The 15,861-nt window shown below is 43.2% G+C and carries 9 protein-coding genes; 7 read left to right on the forward strand and 2 right to left on the reverse strand.

Features of this window, described 5'->3' with window-relative positions:
• The first annotated feature begins 208 nt into the window (after positions 1–208).
• Together V7K30_RS33110 and V7K30_RS33115 are read left to right on the forward strand one after the other, a co-directional pair.
• Positions 209–502, forward strand: a complete 294-nt coding sequence (locus V7K30_RS33110) for a PEP-CTERM sorting domain-containing protein (protein WP_335006685.1) — start codon at positions 209–211, stop codon at positions 500–502.
• A 143-nt stretch (positions 503–645) separates the two neighbouring features.
• Positions 646–1,887, forward strand: a complete 1,242-nt coding sequence (locus V7K30_RS33115; RefSeq protein WP_335006757.1) for a molybdopterin molybdotransferase MoeA — start codon at positions 646–648, stop codon at positions 1,885–1,887.
• Here the strand turns inward: V7K30_RS33115 and V7K30_RS33120 are convergent.
• Positions 1,884–3,116 (reverse strand): cysteine desulfurase-like protein, encoded by a 1,233-nt coding sequence (locus V7K30_RS33120; protein WP_335006687.1) that lies wholly within the window; start codon positions 3,114–3,116, stop codon positions 1,884–1,886. The two genes, V7K30_RS33115 and V7K30_RS33120, sit on opposite strands and share 4 nt — an antisense overlap.
• A gap of 307 nt (positions 3,117–3,423) precedes the next feature.
• Here V7K30_RS33120 and V7K30_RS33125 point away from each other — a divergent pair, with 307 nt between their 5' ends.
• On the forward strand, positions 3,424–3,645 hold the full coding sequence (locus V7K30_RS33125; protein ID WP_335006688.1) for a DUF4327 family protein: 222 nt from the start codon (positions 3,424–3,426) through the stop codon (positions 3,643–3,645).
• A gap of 342 nt (positions 3,646–3,987) precedes the next feature.
• The gene (locus V7K30_RS33130; protein WP_335006689.1) at positions 3,988–4,161 is read left to right on the forward strand and encodes a hypothetical protein; all 174 of its coding nucleotides are present in this window, start codon (positions 3,988–3,990) and stop codon (positions 4,159–4,161) included.
• A gap of 501 nt (positions 4,162–4,662) precedes the next feature.
• On the opposite strand, the gene V7K30_RS33135 is transcribed toward V7K30_RS33130, so the two are convergent.
• Entirely contained in the window at positions 4,663–4,998 is a 336-nt protein-coding gene (locus V7K30_RS33135; protein ID WP_335006691.1) for a hypothetical protein, read from the reverse strand.
• A 449-nt stretch (positions 4,999–5,447) separates the two neighbouring features.
• Between V7K30_RS33135 and V7K30_RS33140 the strand changes: the two genes are divergently transcribed.
• The 3 genes from V7K30_RS33140 (at position 5,448) to pgmB (ending at position 15,782) form a co-directional block, all read left to right on the forward strand.
• Positions 5,448–9,713 carry a PAS domain S-box protein gene (locus V7K30_RS33140; RefSeq protein WP_335006693.1) on the forward strand — a complete coding sequence of 1,422 codons (4,266 nt, stop codon included), beginning with the start codon at positions 5,448–5,450 and terminating at the stop codon, positions 9,711–9,713.
• A 390-nt stretch (positions 9,714–10,103) separates the two neighbouring features.
• Positions 10,104–12,518, forward strand: coding sequence for a sucrose synthase (locus V7K30_RS33145; protein WP_335006695.1), 2,415 nt, complete (start codon positions 10,104–10,106; stop codon positions 12,516–12,518).
• A gap of 222 nt (positions 12,519–12,740) precedes the next feature.
• Positions 12,741–15,782, forward strand: coding sequence for a beta-phosphoglucomutase (gene pgmB / locus V7K30_RS33150; RefSeq protein ID WP_335006697.1), 3,042 nt, complete (start codon positions 12,741–12,743; stop codon positions 15,780–15,782).
• Positions 15,783–15,861 lie beyond the last annotated feature (79 nt).

A 15,861-nucleotide genomic window follows, 5' to 3' on the forward strand; every position in this document is an offset into this window, starting at 1 on the left:
TAGATTCGATATCTACCGAGCAATGAAAGCGTTATTTTTTAGTGAGTGCCTAGATCCCTGAACCTTCGCAAACACTACTGCCGAAGAAAACTTGCTATTTTCTTGATTCTTGCTAACTTTCCCCGAATGACTTGAACTTTCATTCGGTTTTTGGGAAATATTGTATTGTTGTAAAAACTTAATTTTAATTAATTTGGAAGTTATATCCATGAAACATCTGTTTACTAAAACAGCTATTAGTATGGTGACAACTACTGGTTTAGTGTTAGCGATCGCCATAACCGCTAACGACTTAGCTTATGCTGCTGAGTTGAACTTTAAGAATAGAGATGCAGCAGGCACAAAGCAAATACTAGATTTAAGTAACAATTCGGTTCAGGTATCCAAAGTCCCCGAAGGAAGCATAATTATAGGTTTACTAGCAGTGTGTAGTTTGGGATTTAGCCTCAAGCAGAAAAAAGCTAGTACAGCTTGGCGTAAATCTAGCTATTATCACAATTAGACAAGCGGCTTAAGCCCCTTGTTCCATATTTGAAACAACGGTGGCTGTGAAACCAGGTTTAAATTTTGAATCCTTCAATCCAAAATTTAAAATCTAAAATTGGTCAGTGTTACTTTACAAGGAAAAAGTCGGAGGCGATCGCTATGTTATCAGTCAGCGATGCAGAAGCAATTATTTTAAATTTGGTGCAGCCGTTTGCTCATCAACGGGATACAGAAGTTGTCGATTTATTGGCAGCCCATAGTCGGATTTTGGCAACACCTGTCACCAGTCCGCTAGATTTTCCCCATTGGGATAATTCGGAAATGGATGGGTATGCAGTCCGCTACGAAGATGTACAGCACTCTAGCAGCGAACAACCAGCCGTTTTAGAAATTGTTGAAGATATTCCGGCTGGGTATCAGCCCAAATCTCCGATTCAACTAGGGCAAGCAGCGCGGATTTTCACAGGTGCGGTGATCCCAGCAGGTGCAGATACTGTAGTCATGCAGGAGAAGACACGTCGAGAGGAAAACCGCGTATTTATCTTGGATGCGCCAAAACCACAAGAATTTGTGAGACACAAAGCATCTTTTTACCAAGCTGGAACACAACTACTACCAGCAGGAATTAAGTTAAATGCCCCAGAAATTGGCGTATTGGCAGCAGCACAATGTCCGCAATTAAGTGTTTACCGCCGTCCGCGTGTGGCAATTTTTTCCACTGGTGATGAGTTGGTGTCAATTGATAAACAATTGCAACCAGGGCAAATTGTGGATTCTAATCAGTATGCGATCGCAGCGTTGGTAAGAGAAAGTGGGGCAGAACCGTTAATTTTAGGTATTGTTAAGGATGATCCAGTTGCTCTGGAGAAAGTCATTACCCACGCCGTTGCGATCGCTGATATAGTTATCTCTTCTGGTGGTGTCTCAGTGGGAGATTATGATTATGTTGACAAAATTCTAGAGTCACTAAAAGCAAAAATCCACATTCGGGCTGTACAGATAAGGCCAGGAAAACCCCTCACCGTCGCCACACTCCCCAGTCCCCAGTCCCCAGTCTATTTTGGTTTACCAGGAAACCCTGGTGCTGTTTTAGTAACTTTTTGGCGGTTTGTGCTACCAGCAATCAAGAAACTTTCGGGAATTACTGAAGGTTGGGAACCAGTGTTTTTGAAAGTGCGATCGCATGATGAATTGCGATCGCAGGGCAAGCGCGAAACTTACCTTTGGGGTAAATTGCATTTAATTGATGGAGTTTACGAATTTCACAAAGCTACTGGTAGTCACAGTTCTGGCGATTTAATTAATTTAGCTCAAACCAATGCCTTAGCTGTTCTACCTATGGGTAAAACATTAATTTCGCCACAAGAAGAGGTGCAAGTTTTGCAGCTTAGTAACGGTTAAAATATCTGCTCAAAAGCCTCAATCAAGCTGTTAACTTCCCCAAGGGTGTTGTAATGCACCATACTCACCCGGACTATTCCACCAAGCGATGCTAACCCCAGGTATTCAATGAGCTGTTTAGCATAAAAGTCTCCGTAGCGAATGCCAATATAATGTTGGTCAATTTTTGCAGGAATAGTTGAGCTATTCATTCCATCTACCACAAAAGATATAGTTGGCACACGGGATTGACGGTCAGCTTTTGATTGACCAATCACTCGCACATTAGACTTGCTGTTGAGATAATTTAGGAGGCGATCGCTAATCTTTTCTTCATGTATGCTAATTAAATCAAACGCCTGCACCATTTTATTTCTCAAATCAGGTGCAGTTTGATTGCCGTAGTGCAGTTGTGCTAATTCACTTAGATAATCACATAACCCTAACATTCCATAACTTAATTCAAAATTGACATTCCCTAACTGAAATTTATAAGGGATATCTGTCTGTTCAATAAAATAATGGTTAAGACCAGGCAATCTTAATAAATGTTCTTCTTTACCATAAAGTAGGGCATGATGTGGCCCATAGACCTTATAACAACTCAAAGTATAGAAATCAACATCCAAATCTTGCACATCAACTAATCTGTGGGGTGCATAAGCTACACCATCCACACAAATCATAGCGCCGCGATCGTGCACAAATGCAGCAATTTCTTTAATCGGGTTGATGGTTCCTAGAACATTAGAAGCATGAGTCAAAGCTACTAGTTTGGTGCGCTGACTCATTAATGGTTCTAAATCTGCTAAATGAAGTTCTAAGGTATCTGAGCGAATTTGCCACACTTTAACCTTTATTCCTTGTTTTTCAAGAGCGACCCAAGCACCAATATTCGCCTCATGGTCACAATTAGTAACAATAATTTCATCACCAGGTATGAAGGTTTGACCCAGACAAATTGAGAGAACTTTCAACATCATTGTAGTAGATGGGCCCATGACCACTTCTTTAGAAGAATTGGCATTAATGAAAGTAGCTATTCCTCTAGTTGCTAAAGCCAATCGTTCTCCTGCAAGTTGAGAAACCGCATAAGAAGCTCCCAACTGGACATCAGAACTTAAGAGATATTCGCTAATTCTATCTACTACTTTTTTCAGGGTTTGTGACCCGCCAGCATTATCGAAAAAAGTCCATTCACCAGCTAGAGCAGGAAAATATTGACGAACTTTATCAAGATTCAGGAGCATAGTATAAGTTTTTTAGACAATGTTCTTTACCCTAGCCTACCTTTTAGCAAGTCGCCCAGAGAGCATCTACATCCTCTTTTAGTGTTTACAGGTTGTTGTGCCAGCCTTATTCCTCTGCAAGAGTCTCTCTAAAGGGGGTATACGTGGAGTCCCAAAGAGTATCTTACTGACATATCTAACTTCTAGCAAGGATTAATGTCTTGATTCTTCACAATTCTCGCCAATTTTCTTTGATAAGTTTAAGGAAGAGTCAAAGCAACTTTTGTTTTGATTCTTAATTCCTTGATTGAAAACAAAGGAACGACCTATGAACACTACGGTTAAATATGATATCGAGGTTATCAAGGAAGAAGCACTTCAACTTGTTAAAAAGAGACTTGTTAACCGTCAGCAGCCAATTTATACCCTCTGTAAATATATTCCTCATCCTGACTGGATAAATTTTGAACTTGAGTTAGAAAAAAACGAATTTCTACTCAGAGATAGAATTATCGACCTACTGAATCACGAATCGTGGGAAGACTATTGAGGCTGCATTTAGAAGCTGAACTCCATTAGCAGCATCCCAATAAAATCAAAATTAAAAATTAATTTTTCAGCATTAAAAACCCTCGAATTAAGTCGGGGGTTATAAACAAGAGATTATTAAAGTAAGCAATAAATCTTGATGAATGAGTTAGGTGCTTGAGAAGAGGAGAGAACCACCGCCAGCGTAGCAATACTTCTCTGTTAAAGGGGCTACGGTGTACGCACAAGTCCTCAAAACCTACTAATGCAAAAGTGTGTTATGCCGCCGTAGGCTAACGCACCATCCTAGATTTTCGGTGCGTTAGGACTAATGTCCATAACCCACCCCACGAGATTCAAGCCAATGTGGATGAGGTTTTTTGACTTGTGTATACACGGTAGCCTAACCTCAGAGGAACCTCGCCTCTTTGCTGTGGGTTTTATGGAAATTCGCTGTTTTATCTTTCTGGCTGTGTCAGGTAATGCCTCATGGGTGGGTTACATCCTCGCATTTTATGACAATTGGTTACTGGAATAAAGACGAAATAAGTTATACTGAATAACCTTCAGTAACTTGGTATTTAGGCAGACAAATCTTGTAGCCCTATCCATTCGGTGATAGGTTGCCATTGGCTTGCGTAAACAGTAGTATTTCTACGTTTTTCTTTTTGAGGTTTTCTAGGTAGTTTTCCCATAACAGCCTCGGTGAATGAACTGGATTCGTTCAAATTATAAACAGGCATTTCTTGCCAGCAGTGGCGACAAAACCAGAAACTCTCTGCATGGCGTATATGTTCTAAAAGTAAACTTGAACAGCAAGGACAGTAATTCATATTTTTCTCAAATCCTGTTAATAAAAGTGTTATTGCAAATCAGGGCAGCCAGTTGACAAGCCCGTAGATATTTAAAACAAGCTGTCTATATTTTGACTATATTGTAAAAATATGAGGAACTTGTGAGGAAATTTAAAATACTTAATAATCGTATATTATTATACATATTTATTTAAGTAATGACATCAAGTTATTTAGCTATTTCTTTACAATAGCCCCAAATTATCTTCGTATAAATTAGTACAACTAAAAATCTGGGACTTATACCGATTACCTGTGAGGTTGCATAGAACAATTTGCTCAAGCCCCAAGTCTGGCCAAGCTTGATTTTGTGCAGTTTCACAAAAAATTGGTATTAGGAGCAGCCTTACTGGTAGCGTGCTACCCGCTATGAATAGAATAAACAACTCAAATCCTCTTTCATTTTGCTTTCTGCACCCTGACTTGGTTCTTGAAAGTCTTGCTGGAGGTTTATCAAAACAGCCGAAAGCACGAACCTTCTGGCGACGTTCGGGAAGCAAGGGTTTAATATCTCTAATCATCAATTATCAAAGATTTCACGCTAACAAGACTACCAAGACTATCAATTAAGGTAATCTCTTGAAATAACAGATCATCTATCTCTAATTTGACAATAGAATAAGTTTGGCGACTCTTAAAACGCTATCTACTTCCTGGTTTAGTTACTAACTTGCACTATGTCCCCTCTATTGAGTCTTGTAAGATTTACAGGGCGGATTTATCAATAGAGTTGATTGAGTACCAATTGTACGAGAATAATTCCTGATTTTTAAAAGTTTACTTACTCTAGCTTCTGCTAGTTCGCTCTAATATAGCAATCCTAAATGAGTTGTAAGAAAATTAACCCCCCGGCTAACGCCGTCCCCCCGATGCTTTGGGTGGATTACAGGGGGTCGCAATAATTTCAAATCCTGCGCGTTTGATTTAGGACTGCTATATCAAAAAGATCATTAGAATTGACAAACTAACCATGCGATTCAACGATCAACTGATTAACTTACCTAGTTTAAATCATGTTATTAATCGTTCTCCATTAACGATTAGCCCTGATAGTTTTGTAGTCGAAGCTATTGTCTTGATGAGTCAGGAAAGATGTGGTAATTATACACCTACCTATTTAAATTCGTCATTAGATTTAAACCCCAGAAGTCAACCTTTAACTGGTTGTGTCTTGGTTCTGGATGGAGTGAATTTATTAGGTATTTTTACTTATAGAGATGTCCTTAGGCTTATAGCTTCTGGAATGGACTTATCTACGGTGACAATGGCTGAAGTGATGACGCAGCCAGTCGTTACCCTTAGACAATCAGATTCTCAGGATATTTTCATCGCCTTATCGTTATTGCGTCAGCATCAGACTCACTATTTGCCCGTTTTGGACGATCGCGGCCAATTGCTAGGAATCATCACTGAGACTGGCTTGCTACAAGCCTTTGACATGATAAAAATGGTTGGGGTCGTTGAAGGCTTGCAGCAATATTTACAAAAACCCACAGATGAATTCAGGCAGGTTCATCAGTCAATTGAGATAGAGCAAGTCCGCAGACAAACTCAAAATCACTTAAAACTATGGCTTGAGGCACAATCGGCTGAAATGATGCAAGTTAATCAGGAACTTCAGCAAGCCTTTGAAGAACTCCAGATTGTGGAAGAAGAACTGCGTCAACAAAACGAAGAGTTGGCAGTTGCCCGTGAGCTAGTAGAATTGGAGCGCCAGCGTTACCAGGATTTGTTTGAGTTCGCTCCAGATGGTTACTTGGTAACTGATGCAGCAGGTGTTATCCAAGAGGCTAACCGAGCAGCAGCAACCTTGCTGGCTATCCGCCAAAAATATTTAGTAAACAAACCATTAAATTTATTTATTGCTCAGGAAGATCGCCAGACTTTTACCACCCGACTGAATAATTCGCAGCATGTACAGGAGTGGGAAGTTTACCTAAAACCACGGGGAGGTACAGCTTTTCCGGCTAGCATAAGAGCCACTGCCATCTACGATTCACAGGGGAAGCAAGTTGGTTGGCGCTGGTTACTCTGCAATATTAGCGACCGCCAACAGGCAAAGGAATCACTGCACCAAGCTTACGAGGAGTTAGAAAAACGAGTGGCAGAACGGACAGCAGAACTTGTTATGTCCAACGTCCTCTTGCAACAAGAAATTATCGAACGCCAACGCGCAGAAATTGCATTACGGCAGAGCGAAAACCTCTATCGCCAACTTGTGGAAAGTCAAACTGACATAATTATCCGCATTGATTTGCAGGGGCAGATTACCTTTGCCAATATGGCTGCTTCTCAAACCTTCGGCTGGAAACAAGATGAGTTTCGTGGTCAGTTATTTTTCCAGTTTCTTCATTCAGATGACTTGCCTGAAGTCATGGAAGATATGACAACTTTAGGATCTTCATTCCATCCCTTGACTAATCATGAGCGACGTGCATTGACAGTCAACGGTATCCGCTGGTTTCAATGGAATGCGATCGCAATTCATGATGACAAAGGAGAGCTTGTTGAAATCCAAGGGGTAGGCAGAGATATTACTGAACAGCAAGCCGCGCTACACGAACGCCAACTTGCAGAAGTTGCACTGCGCCAAAGCGAGGAGAAATTTCGCAATTTTGCCGAAAACACCCACGCCATCATCAGTATTGCTAGCCCAGATTCATTCCATCCCTTGTACATTAGCCCTGCTTATGAGAGGATTTGGGGCCGCTCTTGCCAAAGTCTTTACGACCAGCCAGACTCATGGCTAGAGGCAATTCATCCAGACGATCGCCATCGCGCCACCAAAACAGTAGAGCAACTACTTAGTGGTAGTCAATCTATTTCAGTAGAATATCGGATTTTGCGACCCGATGGATCGATGCGCTGGATTTGGAATCGGGGCTTTGCTGTCTATGATGACCAAGGAAAAGTTAACTACTATGGTTGCATTGCCGAAGATATCACCGAGCGGAAACTATCGGAAGAGTCACTGCGCCAGAGTGAAGAGAAATTTCGCACTTTTGCCGAAAATAGCCACGCAGTCATCTGGATTACCAGCCCAGATTCATTCCGAATCTTGTACGTTAGTCCTGCTTATGAAAAAATTTGGGGTCGCTCTTGTCAAAGTCTATTGGAGCAACCTGAGTCCTGGATAGACAACGTTTATCCAGCCGATCGCGATCGCTTTACCAATGCAGCAAAGCAACAGCTTAGTAGTGAGTCGGCTTCAGTAGAATATCGAATTTTGCGACCTGATGGATCGGTGCGCTGGATCTGGGATCGGAGCTTTCCTGTATATAATTCCCAAGGAAAAGTTAACTACTATGGTGGCATCGCCGAAGATATCACTGAACGCAAACTGGCCGAAGAGTCACTGCAAGAAAGTGAAGCACGATTGAGTTTAGCTCTGGAAGCTGGCCAAATGGGTATATGGGATCGCAACCTGATCGCCAATACTAGTATGTGGTCTGCCAATATGGGGCCACTTTATGGTCTGCCGAGCACTACCTTGTGTCCAACCTTTGAAGACTATCTCAATCTAATCCATCCAGAAGACCGCGAATCTGTTGCTGCAAGTGTACCTCGCATGATTGAGGAAGGAAGGGCAACTACAGATTATCGAGTTATCTGGCCCGACGGTAGCCTACACTGGTTAAACTGCAAAGGTCAGGTCTACTATAACGAAATCGGTCAGATAATCAGGATGATTGGCACAAATAGGGATGTCACTGAGCGCAAGCTGGCGGAACAAAAAATCTCCGAACAAGCCGCTCTACTTGATATCGCCACCGACGCCATATTAGTTCGAGATTTCCAGTCTCAAATCTTATTCTGGAATAAAGGTGCAGAGCGGATGTACGGTTGGCTTTCTATAGAGGTTATAGGAAAAGACACCCAGGAGATTTTGTACCCAGCAGGAACTCAGCAGCAACTGGAAGTACCGCTAAAAAGCGTGATTGAGAGTGGCTCGTGGCATGGTGAGTTATGTAATGTGACGAAATCCGGTAAGAAAATTGTTGTGGAAAGCCGCTGGACATTGATGCGTGATCCTGAAGAAAAACCCAAATCTATCCTGACTGTTGACACTGACATCACCGAAAAGAAACAACTCGAAGAGCAGTTTTTTCGCACCCAGCGATTGGACAGCCTTGGTACTCTTGCAGGTGGTATTGCCCACGACTTGAACAATATATTGACACCAATTTTGGCAGCGGCTCAATTGGCACAGGAAAAATTTTTCCAAGACGAGGAGTATTCTGGGCAATTGATGGCACTCGTAGAAAGCAACGCCAAACGCGGAGCAGCTTTAGTGAAGCAAGTCTTGTCCTTTGCGCGAGGGTTTAAAGGAGAGCGGACAATTATCCAAATCAAGTACCTGATATCAGAAATTATCCAAATTTCTAAACAGACATTTCCCAAATCTATTGAATTTTCCACGGTTATCCCAGAAGACATTTGGGCTATCACTGTGGACACCACACAATTGCATCAAGTGCTAATGAATCTGGTAGTAAATGCCCGCGATGCTTTACCAGATGGCGGCAATATCAAAATTTCTGCGGAAAATAAGTTTATTGATGAAGCTTATACCAGAATGAATCTCGATGCCAAAGTTGGGCATTATATTGTGATTACCGTTGCGGATAACGGAATTGGGATACCGCCAGACATATTAGATAGAATTTTTGATCCATTTTTTACTACAAAAGAGGTCAATGCAGGTACGGGACTCGGACTTTCAACAGTGCTGGGCATCATTAGAAGCCACGACGGTTTTATCAAAGTGTCTAGCAATGTTGGTAGAGGCAGCAAATTTGACCTGTTCTTACCAGCAGTGGAAGCAACCCAACTGTTCAGGATAGAAGAGGTGGATCTGCTTCCAGGACAGGGAGAATTGATTTTAGTTGTAGATGATGAAGCCCAAATTCGGGAGATTGCCACAATCATTCTAGAAAACCATAACTATAAGATACTTGCTGCCAGTAATGGCATAGAAGCGATCGCACTTTATGCCCAATACAAGCATCAAATCAATGCTGTATTGATGAATATAATGATGCCGGAGATGGATGGAATCACTGCTATTCGCACCTTGCAAAAAATGAACAAGCAGGTTCAAATTATTGCCTGTAGCGGACTGAACTCAATGGAAGTCTTTGCTCAAGCTGCTGATGCTAATGTGCAAGGAATTTTATCAAAACCTTACACGGCCAGAGAATTATTGAAAAGTTTACACCGCCTATTCAGAGGCTAGTAGTCTGTCAAGTCGAAATTGACGAGTGAAGGGGAAGAGGGGGCAGGGGGCAGGGGGAGCAGGGGAAGAATAAATAGCTTAATAAGTAATCGGACAAGATTAATTACACAAAAATCTGGACTGAAATCCTTGACTGGCAAAGAATTGGTAAATAACTAATATGTAATTAATTCTGTCCAGGTACTTAATAACTCTCTTTCCTCCCCTGCCTCCCCCACTCCCCACTTCCTCATCCCATAGATTTGAAGTCCTCGCAGTGTTTCATCCCAGAGCTAGACGCCAAAATTTTTATAGTTATTTACCATTGTGGCGGAAATGTACCTCAGATAACCGGAGACTGGAGACAAAAATGAGGTCGTGACCTAAGCTAAAGTTCTGAGATTCGTCATCATGTATGAACTAGTTCAAGCTGTCTTCAACGGTGATGAAAAAACTGCTCTACATCAGTTGATTTATGCGTTGAGTGCTTCAGGTAAGCGTTACTTCCTGAGAAATGAGATTTTGCAAGCTTTTGCCGATTACTGTCATCAATCCCAAAAGCCAGCCTATTTTTACTACTCTTCTTCTGTTGGCAAACTGATACAGTACACCCACGAAATAATTCTTGAAGAGGAAAATACTTGGTTCGTGGTTCGACCCAAGATTGCTAACCAGGAAGTTTGGCGACTGACAGCCGATTTGAATAGCTTTGAGCAGATGACGCCGCAAGCGCTGCTAGATGTGAGAGATCGCTTAGTCAACCGCTACCAACCTCACATCCTTGAAATTGACCTCCACCCCTTTTACGAGAGTTCCCCAAGAATCGACGACGCCAGAAATATAGGTCAAGGTTTAGCCTTCCTCAACCGTTATCTGTGCAATCAATTGTTGACTGACCCCGAATATTGGTTAGAAATGTTATTTCAAGCATTACATGGGCTGCAATCCGATGGGATTCGCCTGTTGTTGAGCGATCGCATTTCTTCCGGTATTCAGTTAGCTAAACAAATAAAGCGATCGCTCAAATTCCTGAGTGAGCTTGAGCCTGATGAACCCTATGAAAAATTCCGCTTTGAGTTCCAAGAACTCGGCTTTGAGCCGGGTTGGGGTAACACTGTGGCGCGAGTCAGGGGAACCCTAGAACTCCTCGACCGACTCATTTACTCTCCAGAACCTGGCATCTTAGAAGCATTTGTGGCCCGCGTCCCTGCTATCTTTCGCGTCGTCCTCATTTCCATCCACGGCTGGGTTGGACAGGAAGATGTTTTGGGAAGAGATGAAACATTCGGTCAAGTTATCTACGTCCTCGAACAAGCTCGCAGCTTAGAAAACGAGCTGCGTGAACAAATCAAACTCGCTGGTCTCGATCAGCTAGGTATTAAACCCCATGTAATTATTCTCACCCGGCTAATCCCTAACGCTGAAAGGACATTTTGCAGCCTGCGCTTAGAAAAAGTCCAAGATACTGAAAATGCTTGGATATTGCGCGTTCCTTTTGGTGAGTTCAATCCAGAAGTTACCAACAATTGGATTTCTAAATTTGAGATTTGGCCTTATTTAGAACAATTTGCTCTAGATGCAGAAAAAGAATTACTAACTAAATTCCAGGGCAAACCTAATCTGATCGTTGGCAATTACAGCGACGGTAACTTAGTAGCCTTTCTCTTATCTCGTCGGATGAAAGTTACCCAGTGCAATATTGCCCATTCTTTGGAAAAACCTAAATATCTATTTAGCAATTTATATTGGCAAGATTTAGAAGACAAATACCACTTCTCGGTACAATTCACCGCCGATTTGATTAGCATGAATGCAGCCGACTTCATTATTACATCGTCATATCAAGAAATTGTCGGCACACCAGACACGATGGGTCAATACGAGTCGTATAAGTGCTTTACGATGCCGCAGTTGTATCATGTGGTTGATGGCATTGATTTGTTTAGTCCTAAATTCAACTTAGTGCCGCCGGGAGTAAATGAAAATATTTTCTTTCCCTATAGCCAAAAAGAAGACCGATCTAACCTTAGTACACAAGTCCACGACCTCCTCTTTAGCCGCGAAGACTCCCAAATCTTTGGTCACTTAGATCACCCTAATAAGCGACCAATCTTTGCTGTTGATACCATCACTTCAATCAACAATCTCACTGGTTTAGCTGAATGCTTTGGTAAAAGTCAGGAGTTGCAAGAGCGTTGTAACCTGATTATCTTAGGTAGTAAACTGCATCCACATGAAGCTATAAACCGAGAAGAAGCAGAAGAAATTCAAAAACTCTACGACATTATTGATCAATATCATCTTCATGGCAAGATTCGCTGGTTGGGAATGCGTATCCCTAGCAGTGAACTCGGCGAAGCCTACCGGGTAGTTGCAGATTCTCAGGGAATTTATGTCCATTTTGCCCGCTTTGAATCCTTCGGACGGAGTATTTTGGAAGCGATGATTTCCGGCTTGCCTACTTTTACTACTCAATTTGGCGGTTCTTTGGAAATTATTGAGAACCAAGAAAACGAATTTAATCTTAATCCTACGGATTTAGAAGGAACAGCAAATAAAGTTTTAGACTTCATTGAGAAATGCAATACTCATCCTGAACACTGGCACGAAGTATCAGAATGGATGAGTCAGCGAATTCATAATAGATACAATTGGCATTTACATAGCAATCAATTACTACTGCTTGCTAAAATGTTTAGTTTTTGGAACTTTGTTGCTCCAGAAAATAACGAAGCTAGAGATCGTTATATGGAAGCCTTATTTCATCTCATTTATAAACCCAGAGCCGAAAAGATTTTGGAAAAGCATATGGGGCGAGGTGTCTAGGGAATGGGGAGTAGGGAGTGGGGAGTAGGGAATGGGGATATGGGCAAGATGAGGGAAAATTAGAACTTCGTTCATCTACCTCGGAACTTCGTTCATCTACCTCAGAACTCCGTTCATCTACCTCAGAACTCCGTTCATCTACCTCAGAACTCCGTTCATCTACCTCAGAACTCCGTTCATTCACCTCAAAGACTCAAAATCCCCACTCCCCACTCCCCACTTATGGAAACAAAAGGTCGTTATCGCCATTTTATCTACACAGACTGGATATTAATCGAAACCCAGTTTGACCCTGAGCAATTGCACTCCAAAGAAACTGTCTTTACAATCGGCAATGGATATCTAGGAACAAGGGGCAGTTTTGAGGAAGGTTATCCTCATGCATTGCCAGCGACTTTTATCAACGGTGTCTACGACGATGTGCCAGTGGTATACACTGAACTGGTAAATTGCCCTGACTGGCTATCCTTGGTAGTGATTGTGAATGGCGATCGCTTCCGTCTCGATCAAGGTGAGATATTGCGCTATGATCGGCAACTTGATCTGCGTCATGGACTACTCTTCCGGACCTTGCGTTGGCGCTCTCCCAGTGGGAACATCATAGACATCAGCTTTGAACGCTTTGCTAGTCTTGCAGATCCGCACGTGTTGGCGCTACGCTGCCATTTAACGCCAGTAGATTTTGATGGGTTAATCGAAGTTCAAGCTAGTATCAACGGCTATCCAGAAAATCAGGGTTTCAATCACTGGGAAGGACTAGACCAGGGCAAGACCGACCAAGGAATCTGGTTGCAACGCCGCACCCGCAACTCCCGAATTGAACTCTGTATGGCAGCTAAGGTGACAATGTTAGGCTCTGAAGCATCTTTGCAAGTCAGTACTACACCTGGTTATCCGACCTTGAATATGAGCTACCTAGCTAAAGCGCAACAGACCGTAACAGTAGAAAAAATTGTCACAGTTTTTACCTCACAGGAGATTGAAACACCAGTCTCAGCAGCTCAAGAAAAACTCGCACACTTACCAGACTACGCAACATTACTAAAAGCGCATGAACAGGCATGGGATGAGGTTTGGGAGCAAAGTGACATCCTCATTGAAGGGGATAGCACCGCGACTTTTGCTGTTCGCTACAATCTGTTTCAACTGCTGATTGCTGGGCCACGGCATGATGATCGGGTGAGCATTCCTGCTAAAACCCTTTCCGGGTTTGGCTATCGCGGTCATATCTTTTGGGATACAGAAATTTTTATGCTGCCTCTGTTTCTGTTTACCCAACCAGCGATCGCCCGCAACTTACTCAGTTACCGCTGGCACACCTTACCAGGGGCGCAACGCAAGGCAGCCCATTACGGCTATAAAGGGGCAATGTTTGCCTGGGAAAGTGCTGTTACTGGAGATGAAGTGACACCACGTTGGGCACTCGGAAGTGATTTTTATGGTGAAGATGTGCGGATTTGGTGCCGCGATCGCGAAATTCATATCAATGCAGATATCCCCTACGCCATCTGGAAATACTGGCAAAGCACTGGTGACGATGAATGGATGCAAAAGTGCGGTGCAGAGGTGATTTTGGATGCCGCTATTTTTTGGGGTAGCCGGGTCGAATTCAATCCTGAGCGCGAAAAGTATGAAATTCGGGGAGTGATCGGAGCGGATGAATACCATGAATTCGTCCACAACAACACCTTTACAAACCGCATGGCGCAATGGCATTTAGAGAAAGCGATCGCAGTCTATGATTGGTTGGTTTACAAATTCCCCGAACGAGCTACCGAACTAGAGCAGAAACTAAAACTTACCCCCCAAGAGCGATCGCACTGGCAAGATATCATCGCCAAAATATTATTTCTCTATGACCCATCAACAGAACTAATTGAGCAGATCGAGGGATTTTTCCAATTGGAAGATATTAACTTAGCAGATTATGAACCACGCGATCGCTCCATGCAACCAATCTTGGGTGTTGATCAAATCAACAAATATCAAGTAATCAAACAGCCAGATGTCTTGATGCTGCTTTATTTAATGCGGGAATCAGCAGATTTTCCTTACAGCGAAAAAGCATTGCAGACCAACTGGGACTACTACGCACCCCGCACCGATATTACCTATGGTTCGTCTCTTGGCCCAGCAGTTCACGCCATCTTAGCTTCAGATTTGGGCAAATCAACCGAAGCTTACGAACAGTTTATGCGGGCGTTAATGGTGGATCTTGAAGATAACCGAGGGAACACCAACGACGGAATTCACGGCGCTAGTGCTGGTGGCATTTGGCAAGCTGTAATTTTTGGATTTGGCGGCATCCAACTAACCGAAAATGGCCCTGTAGCCAATCCCCACCTGCCCCCTGGCTGGACACGCCTGAAGTTTAAACTGCACTGGCAAGGGAAATGGCACGACTTCGATTTACACAGGGAACAAGTCGCCCAAGATATAACTAGCCAACTAAAATATCTCCAACTTTCCCTTTCTGCAAATCCCCCAAATTTCCCCTCAGAAGCTTCTGAACACCAGACTACTCCCCCTGCTCCCCCTGCCTCCTCATCCCCCCCACTCCCCACTCCCCACTCCCCACTCCCCACTCCCCACAACCCCAACATCCAAGGATTCATCTTCGACCTAGATGGTGTGCTAACAGATACAGCAGAACTTCATTATCTAGCTTGGCAGAAGCTAGCAGATGAAGAGGGTATACCGTTTAATCGGGAGGCTAACGAAGCGTTGCGGGGTGTATCCCGTCGTGCTTCCCTGATGCTGATTCTTGGGGATAGACCGTATTCAGAAGCACAAATCCAGGAGATGATGGAGCGCAAGAATCGCTATTATGTGGAATTGATGCAAAAAATGACGCCTAAGGATTTGTTGCCAGGTGCGATCGCCCTCTTGGATGAACTGCGGCAAGCTGGTATTAAGATCGGTATTGGTTCAGGTAGTAAAAATGCCCACACAGTACTAGAGCGATTGGGCATTGCTGACAAAGTAGATGCGATCGCTGACGGTTACAGTGTAGAGGAACCCAAGCCAGCACCCGACCTATTTCTGTACGCAGCCAAGCAGCTAGGAATTGAACCAGGGCAATCTGTGGTTGTAGAAGATGCCGCAGCAGGTGTTGAGGCGGCTCTAGCTGCTGGTATGTGGGCAGTAGGACTCGGCCCCGCTGAACGAGTTGGAGCCGCTCATATTGTTTTGCCCAGCCTAGAAGGCATCAAATGGGCAGATTTAAGAGCTAAATTAACCAATATTGCCAGACAAAAACAGTGAACTACTCAGACATTTCCTCCGGCTGAAGTCTGAGCTTCTGTACTCAGGGGGAAGTGCCGAAGAAAAGACTTTCGCGTTC

It is taken from the genome of Nostoc sp. (genome assembly GCF_036917655.1).
Taxonomy (GTDB): Bacteria; Cyanobacteriota; Cyanobacteriia; order Cyanobacteriales; family Nostocaceae; genus Nostoc.